Origin of the sequence: Franconibacter daqui (assembly GCF_014644275.1) — a bacterium.
Classification (GTDB): Bacteria; Pseudomonadota; Gammaproteobacteria; order Enterobacterales; family Enterobacteriaceae; genus Franconibacter; species Franconibacter pulveris.
The window spans coordinates 13,869-26,507 of the sequence record NZ_BMKJ01000011.1 but is presented as its reverse complement, the minus strand read 5'-3'; the positions used below and the strand labels follow the sequence as shown (position 1 = coordinate 26,507).

At 50.5% G+C, this 12,639-nt stretch carries 27 protein-coding genes; 26 read left to right on the top strand and 1 reads right to left on the bottom strand.

Annotated features, from left to right (window positions below; translation table 11 throughout):
- The 3 genes from IEX01_RS21355 to bfr form a co-directional block, all read left to right on the top strand.
- A partial coding sequence (locus IEX01_RS21355) for an EF-Tu C-terminal domain-related protein (protein ID WP_001464716.1) occupies positions 1–134 on the top strand: 134 nt, incomplete at its 5' end.
- 200 nt (positions 135–334) lie between these two features.
- Positions 335–529, top strand: a complete 195-nt coding sequence (bfd, locus tag IEX01_RS21350; protein WP_029590164.1) for a bacterioferritin-associated ferredoxin — start codon at positions 335–337, stop codon at positions 527–529.
- A 71-nt stretch (positions 530–600) separates the two neighbouring features.
- On the top strand, positions 601–1,077 hold the full coding sequence (bfr, locus tag IEX01_RS21345) for a bacterioferritin (protein WP_024558309.1): 477 nt from the start codon (positions 601–603) through the stop codon (positions 1,075–1,077).
- Here the strand turns inward: bfr and IEX01_RS21340 are convergent.
- The gene (locus IEX01_RS21340; protein ID WP_188724501.1) at positions 1,061–1,552 is read right to left on the bottom strand and encodes a prepilin peptidase; all 492 of its coding nucleotides are present in this window, start codon (positions 1,550–1,552) and stop codon (positions 1,061–1,063) included. The two genes, bfr and IEX01_RS21340, sit on opposite strands and share 17 nt — an antisense overlap.
- 367 nt (positions 1,553–1,919) lie before the next feature.
- On the opposite strand from IEX01_RS21340, the gene rpsJ reads away from it, so the two are divergent.
- The 23 genes from rpsJ (at position 1,920) to rpmJ (ending at position 12,572) form a co-directional block, all read left to right on the top strand.
- Positions 1,920–2,231, top strand: a complete 312-nt coding sequence (rpsJ, locus tag IEX01_RS21335) for a 30S ribosomal protein S10 (protein WP_001181005.1) — start codon at positions 1,920–1,922, stop codon at positions 2,229–2,231.
- A 32-nt stretch (positions 2,232–2,263) separates the two neighbouring features.
- Positions 2,264–2,893, top strand: a complete 630-nt coding sequence (gene rplC / locus IEX01_RS21330) for a 50S ribosomal protein L3 (RefSeq protein ID WP_007681261.1) — start codon at positions 2,264–2,266, stop codon at positions 2,891–2,893.
- Between the two features lie 10 nt (positions 2,894–2,903).
- Positions 2,904–3,509, top strand: coding sequence for a 50S ribosomal protein L4 (rplD, locus tag IEX01_RS21325; RefSeq protein WP_024558311.1), 606 nt, complete (start codon positions 2,904–2,906; stop codon positions 3,507–3,509).
- Positions 3,506–3,808, top strand: a complete 303-nt coding sequence (gene rplW, locus IEX01_RS21320; RefSeq protein WP_004388606.1) for a 50S ribosomal protein L23 — start codon at positions 3,506–3,508, stop codon at positions 3,806–3,808. The genes rplD and rplW overlap by 4 nt, the downstream gene beginning before the upstream one ends.
- Positions 3,809–3,825: 17 nt before the next feature.
- A complete protein-coding gene (gene rplB, locus IEX01_RS21315) occupies positions 3,826–4,647 on the top strand; it encodes a 50S ribosomal protein L2 (RefSeq protein WP_000301866.1) in 822 nt (273 codons plus the stop codon).
- A gap of 16 nt (positions 4,648–4,663) precedes the next feature.
- Positions 4,664–4,942, top strand: a complete 279-nt coding sequence (gene rpsS, locus IEX01_RS21310) for a 30S ribosomal protein S19 (RefSeq protein ID WP_001138115.1) — start codon at positions 4,664–4,666, stop codon at positions 4,940–4,942.
- 14 nt (positions 4,943–4,956) lie between these two features.
- Entirely contained in the window at positions 4,957–5,289 is a 333-nt protein-coding gene (rplV, locus tag IEX01_RS21305; RefSeq protein WP_002919773.1) for a 50S ribosomal protein L22, read from the top strand.
- Between the two features lie 17 nt (positions 5,290–5,306).
- The gene (gene rpsC / locus IEX01_RS21300; protein ID WP_000529945.1) at positions 5,307–6,008 is read left to right on the top strand and encodes a 30S ribosomal protein S3; all 702 of its coding nucleotides are present in this window, start codon (positions 5,307–5,309) and stop codon (positions 6,006–6,008) included.
- A gap of 12 nt (positions 6,009–6,020) precedes the next feature.
- Positions 6,021–6,431 carry a 50S ribosomal protein L16 gene (gene rplP / locus IEX01_RS21295; RefSeq protein WP_002438716.1) on the top strand — a complete coding sequence of 137 codons (411 nt, stop codon included), beginning with the start codon at positions 6,021–6,023 and terminating at the stop codon, positions 6,429–6,431.
- On the top strand, positions 6,431–6,622 hold the full coding sequence (gene rpmC / locus IEX01_RS21290) for a 50S ribosomal protein L29 (protein WP_004388609.1): 192 nt from the start codon (positions 6,431–6,433) through the stop codon (positions 6,620–6,622). Before rplP ends, rpmC begins: the two co-directional genes overlap by 1 nt.
- A complete protein-coding gene (gene rpsQ, locus IEX01_RS21285; RefSeq protein WP_000130100.1) occupies positions 6,622–6,876 on the top strand; it encodes a 30S ribosomal protein S17 in 255 nt (84 codons plus the stop codon). The genes rpmC and rpsQ overlap by 1 nt, the downstream gene beginning before the upstream one ends.
- A 165-nt stretch (positions 6,877–7,041) precedes the next feature.
- Entirely contained in the window at positions 7,042–7,413 is a 372-nt protein-coding gene (rplN, locus tag IEX01_RS21280; RefSeq protein WP_004388611.1) for a 50S ribosomal protein L14, read from the top strand.
- Between the two features lie 10 nt (positions 7,414–7,423).
- Positions 7,424–7,738 (top strand): 50S ribosomal protein L24, encoded by a 315-nt coding sequence (gene rplX, locus IEX01_RS21275; RefSeq protein WP_024551595.1) that lies wholly within the window; start codon positions 7,424–7,426, stop codon positions 7,736–7,738.
- 14 nt (positions 7,739–7,752) lie between these two features.
- Positions 7,753–8,292: a 50S ribosomal protein L5 gene (gene rplE, locus IEX01_RS21270; RefSeq protein ID WP_001096200.1), complete on the top strand. Its 540-nt coding sequence runs from the start codon at positions 7,753–7,755 to the stop codon at positions 8,290–8,292.
- 14 nt (positions 8,293–8,306) lie between these two features.
- Positions 8,307–8,612, top strand: coding sequence for a 30S ribosomal protein S14 (gene rpsN / locus IEX01_RS21265; protein ID WP_004388614.1), 306 nt, complete (start codon positions 8,307–8,309; stop codon positions 8,610–8,612).
- A 33-nt stretch (positions 8,613–8,645) separates the two neighbouring features.
- Positions 8,646–9,038 carry a 30S ribosomal protein S8 gene (gene rpsH, locus IEX01_RS21260; RefSeq protein ID WP_024558312.1) on the top strand — a complete coding sequence of 131 codons (393 nt, stop codon included), beginning with the start codon at positions 8,646–8,648 and terminating at the stop codon, positions 9,036–9,038.
- 12 nt (positions 9,039–9,050) lie between these two features.
- Positions 9,051–9,584 carry a 50S ribosomal protein L6 gene (gene rplF, locus IEX01_RS21255; protein ID WP_188724498.1) on the top strand — a complete coding sequence of 178 codons (534 nt, stop codon included), beginning with the start codon at positions 9,051–9,053 and terminating at the stop codon, positions 9,582–9,584.
- Between the two features lie 9 nt (positions 9,585–9,593).
- On the top strand, positions 9,594–9,947 hold the full coding sequence (gene rplR, locus IEX01_RS21250) for a 50S ribosomal protein L18 (protein ID WP_017460073.1): 354 nt from the start codon (positions 9,594–9,596) through the stop codon (positions 9,945–9,947).
- A gap of 14 nt (positions 9,948–9,961) precedes the next feature.
- A complete protein-coding gene (gene rpsE / locus IEX01_RS21245; RefSeq protein ID WP_024551601.1) occupies positions 9,962–10,462 on the top strand; it encodes a 30S ribosomal protein S5 in 501 nt (166 codons plus the stop codon).
- A gap of 6 nt (positions 10,463–10,468) precedes the next feature.
- On the top strand, positions 10,469–10,648 hold the full coding sequence (gene rpmD, locus IEX01_RS21240) for a 50S ribosomal protein L30 (RefSeq protein ID WP_004846568.1): 180 nt from the start codon (positions 10,469–10,471) through the stop codon (positions 10,646–10,648).
- A 3-nt stretch (positions 10,649–10,651) separates the two neighbouring features.
- Entirely contained in the window at positions 10,652–11,086 is a 435-nt protein-coding gene (gene rplO / locus IEX01_RS21235) for a 50S ribosomal protein L15 (RefSeq protein WP_024558314.1), read from the top strand.
- 7 nt (positions 11,087–11,093) lie between these two features.
- Entirely contained in the window at positions 11,094–12,425 is a 1,332-nt protein-coding gene (gene secY, locus IEX01_RS21230; RefSeq protein WP_024551603.1) for a preprotein translocase subunit SecY, read from the top strand.
- A gap of 30 nt (positions 12,426–12,455) precedes the next feature.
- The gene (gene rpmJ / locus IEX01_RS21225) at positions 12,456–12,572 is read left to right on the top strand and encodes a 50S ribosomal protein L36 (protein WP_000868187.1); all 117 of its coding nucleotides are present in this window, start codon (positions 12,456–12,458) and stop codon (positions 12,570–12,572) included.
- The last annotated feature ends 67 nt before the right edge of the window (positions 12,573–12,639 follow it).

The following is a 12,639-nucleotide window of genomic DNA, read 5'->3' as shown; positions in this document are numbered from 1 at the left end:
TAATGCCGGGCGACAACATCAAAATGGTTGTTACCCTGATCCACCCGATCGCGATGGACGACGGTCTGCGTTTCGCAATCCGCGAAGGCGGCCGTACCGTTGGCGCGGGCGTGGTTGCTAAAGTTCTGGGTTAATTCTCCTGAACGGAAAAGGGCGCTTCGGCGCCCTTTTTTATTGCCCTGAGTTCCTTAAACAGCCCACTTTCACAGAGTGCCGTATCTGTCACATTTGTTCGCACTTCTCTTAAATTCACCCTGCAGGCACCCGCCGCTGTGCTATTGTAATCATAACTATTCTCATTTACACTTTGAGCATAAATTAAACGGGAGCCATCATGTACGTTTGTTTGTGTAACGGTGTAAGTGATAAAAAAATTCGTGAGGCGGTACGCCAGTTTCACCCTCAGTCTTTTCAGCAGCTTCGGAAATTTATCCCGGTCGGCAACCAATGCGGTAAATGCGTGCGGGCTGCGCGTGAAATAATGCAGGAAGAACTGATACAGATCCCGGAATACAAAGAGATTGCCTGAAGCTTTATCTTTTTTTTGACTTACTCCGCAGCGCATCTACGCTTCAAGTAGTGGAAGCGGAGGGAAGAAAAATGAAAGGTGATATTAAGATAATAACTTATCTCAATAAATTATTGGGAAATGAGCTGGTCGCAATCAATCAGTACTTTCTCCATGCGAGAATGTTCAAGAACTGGGGCCTGATGCGCCTTAATGATGTTGAATATCACGAATCAATTGATGAAATGAAACATGCCGATCAATATATTGAGAGGATTTTGTTTCTGGAAGGTATTCCCAACCTGCAGGACCTGGGTAAACTTCACATCGGTGAGGATGTTGAAGAGATGCTGCGCTCAGACCTCGCACTTGAGATGGAAGGGGCGAAGGATCTACGGGAAGCTATCGCTTATGCTGACAGCATCCATGATTATGTCAGCCGTGACATGATGATCAAAATTCTTGCCGACGAAGAGCATCATATTGACTGGCTGGAGACGGAGTTAGACCTCATCAGCAAAATCGGTCTGCAAAACTACATCCAGTCCCAAATCAAAGAAGAGTCTTGATGCTTTGCTCTACCGGTGCGTAAAAAGTTCGGCAACTGATAATCAACCCCGCAGCGACCAGAAAAGGTCCAAATGGCTGCGGGGTTTTTAATATCTCTTGCCGATGGAAAAGTGTCGCGCCGGCAATAAGGGTGATAAGCCCGCCGGCGGCGGCAAGAAAAACAATGGCTGCAATTTCCTGCCAGCCATGCCAGGCGCCGAGCGCGGCGAGTAGCTTCACATCGCCGAATCCCAGTCCTTCATAACCTCGCCATCTTCTAAAAACCCAGTATACAGTCCAGAAGAAAAGATAACCCGCTATCGCGCCGCTAACGGCAGCCTGCAAAAATTCATCCCTCCAGAACAGATAAAAAGCCAGACCGCTCCAGAGAAGAGGGCAGGTGAGGCGATCCGGCAAGAAACCCGTTTTATAGTCCGTCCAGGCCAATCGCAGACTCAGCAGGTAATAAAGGCTAATGAAAAGAAGAGATACCATAACAATGCCTCGCTTTGTTTTTCGCTCATCGTAGAAGCGTTCCTGAAAGAAAAAATGGCGATGAAACTAAAGCAGGGCGCGCCTCCTGATATTTCTCCAACTGTTGCACTGCATTGCAGCGATGAACGAGAAAGCTCCCGTGCGCTTATTTTATAATCACTACTTGCGCCTGCGTGAGATTTACGTATAATGCGCGGGCCTGTCATTAATGACGGCCGGTTCAATCAGAACCCTGGCAGCATCTTTTTTGTTGCCAACAACGTTCCCAATCGGGGAACTACGCAAGAACGGTTACACTCCCCCATCAATCGTAATGGGTGCGAGGAGTAATCATTTTCGTCTATAAAATAATTGGAGCTCTGGTCTCATGCAGAACCAAAGAATCCGTATCCGCCTGAAAGCGTTTGATCATCGCCTGATCGATCAATCAACTGCGGAAATCGTCGAGACTGCTAAGCGCACTGGTGCGCAAGTCCGTGGTCCGATCCCGCTGCCGACCCGCAAAGAGCGCTTCACCGTTCTGATCTCTCCGCACGTTAACAAAGACGCGCGCGATCAGTACGAAATCCGCACTCACAAGCGTCTGGTTGACATCGTTGAGCCAACCGAGAAAACCGTTGATGCTCTGATGCGTCTGGATCTGGCTGCCGGTGTAGACGTGCAGATCAGCCTGGGTTAATCAGGTCATTGAGCGATTGAGAGGTTGAAACAATGATTGGTTTAGTCGGTAAAAAAGTGGGTATGACCCGCATCTTCACTGAAGAAGGCGTATCTATCCCAGTAACCGTTATCGAAGTTGAAGCAAACCGCGTTACTCAGGTTAAAGATCTGGCTAACGACGGCTACCGCGCTGTACAGGTTACCACCGGTGCTAAAAAAGCTAACCGCGTAACCAAGCCGGAAGCGGGTCACTTCGCTAAAGCTGGCGTAGAAGCTGGCCGTGGTCTGTGGGAATTCCGCCTCGCTGATGGCGAAGAATACACCGTAGGTCAGAGCATTAGCGTTGAGCTGTTTGCAGAAGTTAAAAAAGTAGACGTAACTGGCACCTCTAAAGGTAAAGGTTTCGCAGGTACCGTTAAGCGCTGGAACTTCCGTACCCAGGACGCTACTCACGGTAACTCCTTGTCTCACCGCGTTCCGGGTTCTATCGGTCAGAACCAGACTCCGGGCAAAGTGTTCAAAGGCAAGAAAATGGCAGGTCAGCTGGGTAACGAGCGTGTAACCGTTCAGAGCCTGGACGTAGTACGTGTTGACGCTGAGCGCAACCTGCTGCTGGTTAAAGGTGCTGTCCCGGGTGCGACCGGTAGCGACCTGATCGTTAAACCAGCTGTGAAGGCGTGAGGAGATAGCAATGGAATTAGTACTGAAAGACGCGCAGAGCGCGCTGACTGTTTCCGAAACTACCTTCGGTCGTGATTTCAACGAAGCGCTGGTACACCAGGTTGTAGTTGCTTACGCAGCCGGTGCTCGTCAGGGTACTCGTGCTCAGAAGACCCGTGCTGAAGTGACTGGCTCCGGTAAAAAACCGTGGCGCCAGAAAGGTACTGGCCGTGCGCGTTCCGGTTCCATCAAGAGCCCGATCTGGCGCTCTGGTGGCGTAACCTTCGCTGCGCGTCCGCAGGACCACAGTCAAAAAGTTAACAAAAAGATGTACCGCGGCGCGCTGAAAAGCATCCTGTCCGAACTGGTACGTCAGGATCGTCTGATCGTTGTCGAGAAGTTCTCTGTAGAAGCGCCGAAAACCAAGCTGCTGGCACAGAAACTGAAAGACATGGCTCTGGAAGATGTGCTGATCATCACCGGTGAGCTGGACGAAAACCTGTTCCTGGCTGCGCGCAACCTGCACAAGGTTGACGTACGCGATGCTGCAGGTATCGACCCGGTTAGCCTGATCGCCTTCGACAAAGTCGTAATGACTGCTGATGCTGTTAAGCAAGTTGAGGAGATGCTGGCATGATTCGTGAAGAACGTCTGCTGAAGGTGCTGCGCGCACCGCACGTTTCTGAAAAAGCGTCTACTGCGATGGAAAAAACCAACACCATCGTTCTCAAAGTTGCTAAAGACGCGACTAAAGCAGAAATCAAAGCTGCTGTGCAGAAACTGTTTGAAGTCGAAGTCGAAGTCGTTAACACCCTGGTTGTTAAAGGGAAAGTTAAACGTCACGGACAGCGTATCGGTCGTCGTAGCGACTGGAAAAAAGCTTACGTCACCCTGAAAGAAGGCCAGAATCTGGACTTCATCGGCGGCGCTGAGTAAGTCGGAGGAGTAATACAATGGCAGTTGTTAAATGTAAACCGACATCTCCGGGTCGTCGCCACGTTGTTAAAGTGGTTAACCCTGAGCTGCACAAGGGCAAACCTTTTGCTCCGTTGCTGGAAAAAAACAGCAAATCCGGTGGTCGTAACAACAATGGCCGTATCACCACTCGTCACATCGGTGGTGGTCACAAACAGGCCTACCGTATTGTTGACTTCAAACGCAACAAAGACGGTATCCCGGCAGTTGTTGAACGTCTTGAGTACGATCCGAACCGTTCCGCGAATATCGCGCTGGTTCTGTACAAAGACGGCGAACGCCGTTACATCCTGGCCCCGAAAGGCCTGAAAGCTGGCGACCAGATTCAGTCTGGCGTTGATGCTGCAATCAAACCTGGCAACACCCTGCCGATGCGCAATATCCCGGTTGGTTCTACCGTTCATAACGTAGAAATGAAACCAGGCAAAGGCGGTCAGCTGGCTCGTTCCGCTGGTACTTACGTACAGATCGTTGCGCGTGATGGTGCTTATGTCACCCTGCGTCTGCGCTCTGGCGAAATGCGTAAAGTAGAAGCTGAATGCCGCGCAACTCTGGGCGAAGTTGGCAATGCTGAGCATATGCTGCGCGTTCTGGGTAAAGCTGGTGCTGCACGCTGGCGTGGTGTTCGTCCTACCGTTCGCGGTACTGCGATGAACCCGGTAGACCACCCACATGGTGGTGGTGAAGGTCGTAACTTTGGTAAGCACCCGGTAACTCCGTGGGGCGTTCAGACCAAAGGTAAGAAGACCCGCAGCAACAAGCGTACTGATAAATTCATCGTACGTCGCCGTAGCAAATAATTTTAGAGGATAAGCCATGCCACGTTCTCTCAAGAAAGGTCCTTTTATTGACCTGCACTTGCTGAAGAAGGTAGAGAAAGCGGTGGAAAGCGGTGACAAGAAGCCCCTGCGCACTTGGTCCCGTCGTTCAACGATCTTTCCAAACATGATCGGTTTGACCATCGCTGTCCATAATGGTCGTCAGCACGTTCCAGTATTCGTTTCCGACGAAATGGTCGGTCACAAACTGGGTGAATTCGCACCGACTCGTACTTATCGCGGCCACGCTGCTGATAAAAAAGCGAAGAAGAAATAAGGTAGGAGGAAGAGATGGAAACTTTAGCTCAACATCGCCATGCTCGTTCTTCTGCTCAGAAGGTTCGCCTTGTTGCTGACCTGATTCGCGGTAAGAAAGTGTCGCAGGCTCTGGATATTCTGACCTACACCAACAAGAAAGCGGCTGTACTGGTCAAGAAAGTTCTGGAATCTGCCATTGCTAACGCTGAACACAACGATGGCGCTGACATCGACGATCTGAAAGTCGCGAAAATCTTCGTAGACGAAGGCCCGAGCATGAAGCGCATTATGCCGCGTGCGAAAGGTCGTGCAGATCGCATCCTGAAGCGCACCAGCCACATCACTGTGGTTGTGTCCGATCGCTGAGACTCTGGAGACTAGCAATGGGTCAGAAAGTACATCCTAATGGTATTCGCCTGGGTATTGTAAAACCATGGAACTCTACCTGGTTTGCGAACACCAAAGAATTCGCTGACAACCTGGACAGCGACTTTAAAGTACGTCAGTACCTGACTAAGGAACTGGCTAAAGCGTCCGTATCTCGTATCGTTATCGAGCGTCCGGCTAAGAGCATCCGTGTGACCATTCACACTGCTCGCCCGGGCATCGTTATCGGTAAGAAAGGCGAAGACGTAGAAAAACTGCGCAAGGTCGTAGCGGACATCGCTGGCGTTCCTGCTCAGATCAACATCGCTGAAGTTCGTAAGCCTGAACTGGACGCAAAACTGGTTGCTGACAGCATCACTTCTCAGCTGGAACGTCGCGTTATGTTCCGTCGTGCTATGAAGCGTGCTGTACAGAACGCAATGCGTCTGGGCGCTAAAGGTATCAAAGTTGAAGTTAGCGGCCGTCTGGGCGGCGCGGAGATCGCACGTACTGAATGGTACCGTGAAGGTCGTGTTCCGCTGCACACCCTGCGTGCTGACATTGACTACAACACCTCTGAAGCGCACACCACTTACGGTGTAATCGGCGTTAAAGTGTGGATCTTCAAAGGTGAGATCCTGGGTGGTATGGCTGCTGTTGAACAACCGGAAAAACCGGCTGCTCAACCGAAAAAGCAGCAGCGTAAAGGCCGTAAATAAGGAGCGTCGCTGATGTTACAACCAAAGCGTACAAAATTCCGTAAAGTGCACAAAGGCCGCAACCGTGGTCTGGCGCAGGGTACGGATGTTAGCTTCGGCACCTTCGGTCTGAAAGCTGTTGGCCGTGGTCGTCTGACTGCACGTCAGATCGAAGCAGCACGTCGTGCTATGACCCGTGCAGTTAAGCGTCAGGGTAAGATCTGGATCCGTGTATTCCCGGACAAACCGATCACCGAGAAGCCGCTCGAAGTGCGTATGGGTAAAGGTAAAGGTAACGTGGAGTATTGGGTTGCCTTGATTCAGCCGGGTAAAGTCCTGTACGAAATGGACGGAGTGCCGGAAGAGCTGGCCCGTGAAGCATTCAAGCTGGCAGCAGCGAAACTGCCGATTAAAACCACCTTTGTAACTAAGACGGTGATGTAATGAAAGCAAAAGAGCTGCGTGAGAAGAGTGTTGAAGAGCTGAACACCGAGCTGCTTAACTTACTGCGCGAGCAGTTCAACCTGCGTATGCAGGCTGCAAGTGGCCAGCTGCAACAGACTCACCTGTTGAAGCAAGTGCGTCGTGATGTCGCACGCGTTAAGACTTTACTGACTGAGAAGGCGGGTGCGTAATGACCGATAAAATCCGTACTCTGCAAGGTCGCGTTGTTAGCGACAAAATGGAGAAATCCATCGTTGTTGCTATCGAGCGTTTTGTGAAACACCCGATCTACGGTAAATTCATCAAGCGTACGACCAAACTGCACGTACATGACGAGAACAACGAATGCGGTATCGGCGACGTGGTTGAAATCCGCGAATGCCGTCCGCTGTCCAAGACTAAGTCCTGGACTCTGGTTCGCGTTGTAGAGAAAGCGGTTCTGTAATACAGTAAGCGCTCTCAACAGATAAACGGCTCAGTGATGAGCCGTTTATTTTTTCTACCCATATCTTGTGAGTGGTGTTATAATGCCGCGCCCTCGATTATGGGGTTTTTTAACGACCTGAATTTCGGGTCCCGAAGTAGTAGTTGACATTAGCGGAGCACTGAAATGATCCAAGAACAGACTATGCTGAACGTCGCCGACAACTCCGGCGCGCGTCGCGTAATGTGTATCAAGGTTCTGGGTGGCTCGCACCGTCGCTACGCAGGCGTCGGCGATATCATCAAGATCACCATCAAGGAAGCAATTCCGCGTGGTAAGGTCAAAAAAGGTGATGTGCTGAAGGCGGTAGTGGTGCGCACCAAGAAGGGTGTTCGTCGCCCTGACGGTTCTGTCGTTCGCTTCGATGGCAATGCTTGTGTTCTTCTGAACAACAACAGCGAGCAGCCTATCGGTACGCGTATTTTTGGGCCGGTTACTCGTGAACTTCGTTCTGAGAAGTTTATGAAAATCATCTCTCTGGCACCAGAAGTACTCTAAGGAGCGAATCATGGCAGCGAAAATCCGTCGTGATGACGAAGTTATCGTGTTAACCGGTAAAGATAAAGGTAAGCGCGGTAAAGTAAAAAATGTTCTGTCTTCCGGCAAAGTTATTGTTGAAGGCATCAACCTGGTTAAGAAACATCAGAAGCCTGTTCCGGCTCTGAACCAGGCGGGTGGCATCGTTGAGAAAGAAGCCGCTATTCAGGTTTCCAACGTTGCACTCTTCAATGCGGCAACCGGCAAGGCTGACCGTGTAGGCTTTAGATTTGAAGACGGCAAAAAAGTCCGTTTCTTTAAATCTAATGGCGAAACTATCAAGTAATTTGGAGTAGTACGATGGCGAAACTGCATGATTACTACAAAGACGAAGTAGTTAAAAAACTCATGACTGAGTTTAACTACAATTCTGTCATGCAAGTCCCTCGGGTCGAGAAGATCACCCTGAACATGGGTGTTGGTGAAGCGATCGCTGACAAGAAACTGCTGGATAACGCAGCAGCTGACCTGGCAGCAATCTCCGGTCAAAAACCGCTGATCACCAAAGCACGCAAATCTGTTGCAGGCTTCAAAATCCGTCAGGGCTATCCGATCGGCTGTAAAGTAACTCTGCGTGGCGAACGCATGTGGGAGTTCTTTGAGCGTCTGATCACTATTGCTGTACCGCGTATCCGCGACTTCCGTGGTCTGTCTGCGAAGTCTTTCGACGGTCGTGGCAACTACAGCATGGGTGTCCGTGAGCAGATCATCTTCCCGGAAATCGACTATGACAAAGTCGATCGCGTTCGTGGTTTGGATATTACCATTACCACTACTGCGAAATCCGACGAAGAAGGCCGTGCTCTGCTGGCTGCCTTTGACTTCCCGTTCCGCAAGTAAGGTAGGGTTACTTCATGGCTAAGCAATCAATGAAAGCACGCGAAGTAAAACGCGTAGCTTTGGCTGAAAAATACTTCGCTAAACGCGCTGAACTGAAAGCGATCATTTCTGATGTGAACGCCTCCGACGAAGATCGTTGGAATGCCGTTCTCAAGCTGCAGACTCTGCCGCGTGATTCCAGCCCGTCTCGTCAGCGTAACCGCTGCCGCCAAACTGGTCGTCCGCACGCTTTCCTGCGGAAGTTCGGGTTGAGCCGTATCAAGGTCCGTGAAGCCGCTATGCGCGGTGAAATCCCGGGTCTGAAAAAGGCTAGCTGGTAATTGTCACCAATTGAATCACGGGAGTAAAGACAGATGAGCATGCAAGATCCGATCGCGGATATGCTGACCCGTATCCGTAACGGTCAGGCCGCGAACAAAGCTGCGGTCACCATGCCTTCCTCCAAGCTGAAAGTGGCAATTGCCAACGTGCTGAAGGAAGAAGGTTTTATTGAAGATTTCAAAACTGAAGGCGACACCAAGCCGGAACTGGAACTGACTCTTAAGTATTTCCAGGGTAAAGCTGTGGTAGAAAGCATTCAGCGTGTCAGCCGCCCTGGTCTGCGCATCTACAAACGTAAAGATGAGCTGCCGAAAGTTATGGGTGGTCTGGGTATTGCTGTCATTTCTACCTCTAAAGGTGTTATGACTGATCGTGCAGCGCGCCAGGCTGGTCTGGGCGGCGAAATTATCTGCTACGTAGCCTAATCGGAGGAAAAAATGTCTCGTGTTGCTAAAGCACCGGTCGTTATTCCTGCCGGCGTAGAGGTAAAACTCAACGGTCAGGTTATTTCGATCAAAGGTAAAAACGGCGAGCTGACTCGTACTCTCAACGATGCTGTTGAAGTAAAACAGGCAGATAACGCCCTGACCTTCGGTCCGCGTGATGGTTACGTGGATGGTTGGGCTCAGGCTGGCACCGCTCGTGCCCTGCTGAACTCAATGGTTATCGGTGTTACCGAAGGCTTCACTAAGAAGCTGCAGCTGGTTGGTGTAGGTTATCGTGCAGCGGTCAAAGGTAATGTAGTAAACCTGTCTCTGGGTTTCTCTCATCCTGTTGATCATCAGCTGCCTGTTGGGATCACTGCGGAATGTCCGTCTCAGACTGAAATCGTACTGAAAGGTGCGGATAAACAGCTGATCGGCCAGGTAGCAGCTGACCTGCGCGCCTACCGTCGTCCTGAGCCTTACAAAGGCAAGGGTGTTCGTTACGCCGACGAAGTCGTGCGTACCAAAGAGGCTAAGAAGAAGTAAGGTAACACTATGGATAAGAAATCTGCTCGTATCCGTCGTGCGACCCGCGCACGTCGCAAGCTCAAAGAGCTTGGTGCGACCCGCCTGGTGGTACATCGTACCCCGCGTCATATTTACGCACAGGTAATCGCATCGAACGGTTCTGAAGTTCTGGTAGCTGCTTCTACTGTAGAAAAAGCTATCTCTGAGCAACTGAAGTACACCGGTAACAAAGACGCCGCTGCAGCTGTAGGTAAAGCTGTTGCTGAACGCGCTCTTGAAAAAGGCATTAAAGATGTCTCTTTCGACCGTTCCGGTTTCCAATATCATGGTCGTGTCCAGGCACTGGCAGATGCTGCCCGTGAAGCTGGCCTTCAGTTCTAAGGTAGAGGTGTAAGATGGCTCACATCGAGAAACAGGCTGGCGAACTGCAGGAAAAGCTGATCGCGGTTAACCGCGTATCTAAAACCGTTAAAGGTGGTCGTATTTTTAGCTTCACCGCTCTGACTGTAGTGGGTGATGGTAATGGCCGCGTTGGTTTTGGTTACGGTAAAGCACGCGAAGTTCCGGCAGCGATCCAGAAAGCGATGGAAAAAGCCCGTCGCAACATGATTAACGTCGCGCTGAACCACGGCACCCTGCAGCACCCAGTTAAAGGTGCTCACACGGGTTCTCGTGTATTCATGCAGCCGGCTTCCGAAGGTACCGGTATCATCGCCGGTGGTGCAATGCGCGCCGTTCTGGAAGTCGCTGGGGTTCATAACGTTCTGGCTAAAGCCTATGGTTCCACCAACCCGATTAACGTGGTTCGTGCAACTATCGACGGCCTGGAAAGCATGAAATCTCCAGAAATGGTCGCTGCCAAGCGTGGTAAATCCGTTGAAGAAATTCTGGGGTAATTGACCATGGCAAAGACTATTAAAATTACTCAAACCCGCAGTGCAATCGGTCGTCTGCCAAAACATAAGGCAACGCTGCTTGGCCTGGGTCTGCGTCGTATTGGTCATACTGTAGAGCGTGAGGATACTCCTGCTGTTCGCGGTATGGTCAACGCGGTTTCCTACATGGTTAAAGTTGAGGAGTAAGAGATGCGTTTAAATACTCTGTCTCCGGCCGAAGGGTCTAAGCACGCGTCTAAGCGTCTGGGTCGTGGTATCGGTTCTGGCCTCGGTAAAACCGGCGGTCGTGGTCACAAAGGTCAGAAATCTCGTTCTGGCGGTGGCGTACGTCGTGGTTTCGAGGGCGGCCAGATGCCTCTGTACCGTCGTCTGCCGAAATTCGGTTTCACTTCCCGCAAAGCGATGGTCACTGCAGAAGTTCGTCTGTCTGACCTGGCTAAAGTGGAAGGCGGCGTAGTTGACCTGAACACGCTGAAAGCAGCAAACATTATCGGTATTCAGATCGAGTTCGCGAAAGTGATCCTGTCTGGTGAAGTAACTGCTCCGGTAACTGTTCGCGGTCTGCGTGTCACTAAAGGCGCTCGTGCTGCTATCGAAGCTGCTGGCGGTAAAATTGAGGAATAAGTAGCAGATGGCAAAACAACCGGGATTAGATTTTCAAAGTGCTAAAGGCGGCCTTGGCGAACTGAAACGCAGACTGATGTTTGTTATCGGTGCGCTGATAGTGTTCCGTATTGGCTCTTTTATTCCGATCCCTGGTATTGATGCCGCTGTACTTGCCAAACTGCTTGAGCAACAGCGAGGCACCATCATTGAAATGTTCAACATGTTCTCTGGTGGTGCTCTCAGTCGTGCTTCTATCTTTGCTTTGGGTATTATGCCGTATATCTCGGCATCAATTATTATCCAACTGCTGACAGTCGTTCATCCGACTCTGGCGGAAATGAAGAAAGAAGGGGAGTCTGGTCGTCGTAAGATCAGCCAGTACACCCGTTACGGCACTCTGGTGCTGGCTATATTCCAGTCAATCGGTATTGCTACCGGTTTACCGAATATGCCTGGTATGCAAGGCCTGGTAATGAACCCGGGCTTTGCATTCTATTTCACCGCTGTTGTGAGCTTGGTTACCGGAACTATGTTCCTGATGTGGCTGGGCGAACAGATTACTGAACGTGGTATCGGTAACGGTATTTCGATCATTATCTTCGCGGGTATCGTTGCGGGACTTCCGCCGGCCATTGGCCATACCATCGAGCAAGCGCGGCAAGGCGACCTGCACTTCCTCCTGTTGCTGTTGGTTGCAGTATTAGTATTTGCAGTGACCTTCTTCGTTGTTTTTGTTGAACGTGGCCAACGCCGCATTGTGGTGAACTACGCTAAGCGCCAACAAGGTCGTCGTGTCTATGCTGCACAGAGCACACATTTACCGCTGAAAGTGAATATGGCTGGCGTTATACCAGCAATCTTCGCTTCCAGTATTATCCTGTTCCCGGCGACCATTGCATCATGGTTCGGGGGCGGTACTGGTTGGAACTGGCTGACAACAATTTCGCTGTATTTGCAGCCTGGGCAACCGCTTTATGTGTTACTCTATGCGTCTGCAATCATCTTCTTCTGTTTCTTCTACACGGCGTTGGTTTTCAACCCGCGTGAAACAGCAGATAACCTGAAGAAGTCCGGTGCATTTGTACCAGGAATTCGTCCGGGAGAACAAACGGCGAAGTATATCGATAAAGTAATGACTCGTCTGACTCTGGTCGGTGCGCTGTATATTACCTTTATCTGCCTGATCCCGGAGTTCATGCGTGATGCAATGAAAGTACCGTTCTACTTCGGTGGAACCTCACTGCTTATCGTTGTCGTCGTCATCATGGACTTTATGGCTCAAGTGCAAACTCTCATGATGTCCAGTCAGTATGAGTCTGCATTGAAGAAAGCGAACCTCAAAGGCTATGGCCGTTAATGGTCGCTTGAGAAGTTACGGAGAGTAAAAATGAAAGTTCGTGCTTCCGTCAAGAAATTATGCCGTAACTGCAAAATCGTTAAGCGTGATGGTGTCATCCGTGTGATTTGCAGCGCCGAGCCGAAGCATAAACAGCGTCAAGGCTGATTATCTCGCATATTTTTCTTGCAAAGTTGGATTGAGCTGGCTAGATTAGCCAGCCAATCTTTTGTAT

What these genes read in the sequence shown, in the direction of transcription:
- rpsS (WP_001138115.1), top strand. Translation starts at nt 4,664, where the DNA reads ATGCCACGTTCTCTCAAGAAAGGTCCTTTTATTGACCTGCACTTGCTG.
- rpsN (WP_004388614.1), top strand. Translation starts at nt 8,307, where the DNA reads ATGGCTAAGCAATCAATGAAAGCACGCGAAGTAAAACGCGTAGCTTTG.
- rplF (WP_188724498.1), top strand. Translation starts at nt 9,051, where the DNA reads ATGTCTCGTGTTGCTAAAGCACCGGTCGTTATTCCTGCCGGCGTAGAG.
- secY (WP_024551603.1), top strand. Translation starts at nt 11,094, where the DNA reads ATGGCAAAACAACCGGGATTAGATTTTCAAAGTGCTAAAGGCGGCCTT.
- rpsC (WP_000529945.1), top strand. Translation starts at nt 5,307, where the DNA reads ATGGGTCAGAAAGTACATCCTAATGGTATTCGCCTGGGTATTGTAAAA.
- rplC (WP_007681261.1), top strand. Translation starts at nt 2,264, where the DNA reads ATGATTGGTTTAGTCGGTAAAAAAGTGGGTATGACCCGCATCTTCACT.
- rplV (WP_002919773.1), top strand. Translation starts at nt 4,957, where the DNA reads ATGGAAACTTTAGCTCAACATCGCCATGCTCGTTCTTCTGCTCAGAAG.
- rplO (WP_024558314.1), top strand. Translation starts at nt 10,652, where the DNA reads ATGCGTTTAAATACTCTGTCTCCGGCCGAAGGGTCTAAGCACGCGTCT.
- rpsE (WP_024551601.1), top strand. Translation starts at nt 9,962, where the DNA reads ATGGCTCACATCGAGAAACAGGCTGGCGAACTGCAGGAAAAGCTGATC.
- rplD (WP_024558311.1), top strand. Translation starts at nt 2,904, where the DNA reads ATGGAATTAGTACTGAAAGACGCGCAGAGCGCGCTGACTGTTTCCGAA.
- rpmJ (WP_000868187.1), top strand. Translation starts at nt 12,456, where the DNA reads ATGAAAGTTCGTGCTTCCGTCAAGAAATTATGCCGTAACTGCAAAATC.
- rplR (WP_017460073.1), top strand. Translation starts at nt 9,594, where the DNA reads ATGGATAAGAAATCTGCTCGTATCCGTCGTGCGACCCGCGCACGTCGC.
- IEX01_RS21340 (WP_188724501.1), bottom strand. Translation starts at nt 1,552, where the DNA reads ATGGTATCTCTTCTTTTCATTAGCCTTTATTACCTGCTGAGTCTGCGA.
- rplB (WP_000301866.1), top strand. Translation starts at nt 3,826, where the DNA reads ATGGCAGTTGTTAAATGTAAACCGACATCTCCGGGTCGTCGCCACGTT.
- rplE (WP_001096200.1), top strand. Translation starts at nt 7,753, where the DNA reads ATGGCGAAACTGCATGATTACTACAAAGACGAAGTAGTTAAAAAACTC.
- rplN (WP_004388611.1), top strand. Translation starts at nt 7,042, where the DNA reads ATGATCCAAGAACAGACTATGCTGAACGTCGCCGACAACTCCGGCGCG.
- rpsQ (WP_000130100.1), top strand. Translation starts at nt 6,622, where the DNA reads ATGACCGATAAAATCCGTACTCTGCAAGGTCGCGTTGTTAGCGACAAA.
- rplX (WP_024551595.1), top strand. Translation starts at nt 7,424, where the DNA reads ATGGCAGCGAAAATCCGTCGTGATGACGAAGTTATCGTGTTAACCGGT.
- bfd (WP_029590164.1), top strand. Translation starts at nt 335, where the DNA reads ATGTACGTTTGTTTGTGTAACGGTGTAAGTGATAAAAAAATTCGTGAG.
- rpsH (WP_024558312.1), top strand. Translation starts at nt 8,646, where the DNA reads ATGAGCATGCAAGATCCGATCGCGGATATGCTGACCCGTATCCGTAAC.
- rpsJ (WP_001181005.1), top strand. Translation starts at nt 1,920, where the DNA reads ATGCAGAACCAAAGAATCCGTATCCGCCTGAAAGCGTTTGATCATCGC.
- rpmC (WP_004388609.1), top strand. Translation starts at nt 6,431, where the DNA reads ATGAAAGCAAAAGAGCTGCGTGAGAAGAGTGTTGAAGAGCTGAACACC.
- rplP (WP_002438716.1), top strand. Translation starts at nt 6,021, where the DNA reads ATGTTACAACCAAAGCGTACAAAATTCCGTAAAGTGCACAAAGGCCGC.
- rpmD (WP_004846568.1), top strand. Translation starts at nt 10,469, where the DNA reads ATGGCAAAGACTATTAAAATTACTCAAACCCGCAGTGCAATCGGTCGT.
- rplW (WP_004388606.1), top strand. Translation starts at nt 3,506, where the DNA reads ATGATTCGTGAAGAACGTCTGCTGAAGGTGCTGCGCGCACCGCACGTT.
- bfr (WP_024558309.1), top strand. Translation starts at nt 601, where the DNA reads ATGAAAGGTGATATTAAGATAATAACTTATCTCAATAAATTATTGGGA.